This window comes from Flavobacterium branchiophilum NBRC 15030 = ATCC 35035, assembly GCF_002217205.1.
Taxonomy (GTDB): domain Bacteria; phylum Bacteroidota; class Bacteroidia; order Flavobacteriales; family Flavobacteriaceae; genus Flavobacterium; species Flavobacterium branchiophilum.
The window spans coordinates 1-1368 of the sequence record NZ_MUGT01000194.1 but is presented as its reverse complement, the minus strand read 5'-3'; the positions used below and the strand labels follow the sequence as shown (position 1 = coordinate 1368).

At 32.3% G+C, this 1368-nt stretch carries 1 protein-coding gene; it reads right to left on the bottom strand.

Annotation, left to right across the window (positions count from 1 at the left end; genetic code table 11):
- Positions 1 to 296 precede the first annotated feature (296 nt).
- Positions 297 to 1181: an NAD kinase gene (locus B0A58_RS15690; protein WP_089081822.1), complete on the bottom strand. Its 885-nt coding sequence runs from the start codon at positions 1179 to 1181 to the stop codon at positions 297 to 299.
- Positions 1182 to 1368: the final 187 nt, after the last annotated feature.

Below are 1368 nucleotides of genomic sequence, written 5' to 3'. Positions count from 1 at the left end.
GAGGTTAGAGGTTAGAGGTATGCCGTTTGACGCCTTTTATTTTTCTTTAAATTAAAAGCAAAGGATAGTTTTAGATATATATCTTAAACTATCCTTTGTTATTTCTAAAAAAATATTTTGAATAAACAGAAGAAGCTTTTCAAAATTATTGTTCCTCTTTCTTCTTTCCTCTTTCCTTCTTTCCTCTTTCCTTCTTTTCTCATTCCTTCTTTCTTCTTTCCTCTTTCCTTCTTTCTTCTTTCCTCTTTCTACTTTCCTCTTTCTTCTTTCCTTCTTTCTTCTTTCCTTCTTTCTTCTTAATTTCGTTTGTCTTCGCCCCAGAGCAATTTTTTTCGTAATGTTTTGAGAAAAGTAACGTCGTTAATATCGACCAAATGGATTTGAAATGGTGTTTTTTTGATGTTCAAAACCGTTTCATTGTCTAATGTTGTAATTCGAGAATCGAGTGAAACCAAAAATTGTTTTTCTCTGCCCGAAATTTTGAGTTGGATTTCAGTTTCATCAGGTATTACAAGCGGGCGAGCGTTTAAGTTATGTGGAGCTATTGGCGTAATTACCAATCCTTTAACTTCTGGAGTCAATACAGGACCACCACAACTTAACGAATAACCCGTAGAACCCGTTGGTGTTGCAATAATCAGTCCATCTGCCCAATACGAATTGAGGTATTCGCCATTCAAGGCTGTTTCGATGGTTATCATCGAAGTGGTATCTTTTCGGCTCACGGTAATTTCGTTCAATGCAAAATTGATTTGTGCTAAATCTGAATTTTCGATTGAAGTACTGACACTTAGTAATGTACGTTTTGAAATTGTGAATTTTTTTTGTAGTACCAAATTCAAAAACTCCGTTATATTCTCTTGTGGTACACTTGCCAAAAAACCTAATCGGCCTGCATTGATGCCTAAAATTGGTATTTGCAAATGCCGAACATAAGTTGCTGCTCTCAAAATGGTACCATCGCCACCAATACTCAATAACAAATCAAAGCTAGTATCAAGCTGGCTATGGTGGTTGAATGTTTGGTACTGTTTTTTTAGAATATCATGAGAATATAAAGTATTCAAAAACTGCTCTTCAATGACCAACTCAACCCCATGAGTATTAAAAAACACGAAAATATCCTTTATAATAGGATGTGTATCATTTTGATAATATTGTCCAAAAATGGCTATTTTCATATATAATATTATTAAAAAAAATCTAGGATGCGTTTGAAGGATGAATTATGAAGTTTAATCTTTTCAATCTTTCAATATTTTAATATTTCAATATTTTAATATTTCAATCTTTCAATCTTTCAATCTTTTCAATCTTTCAATCTTTTCAATCTTTCAATCTTTTCAATCTTTCAATTTTTCAATTTTT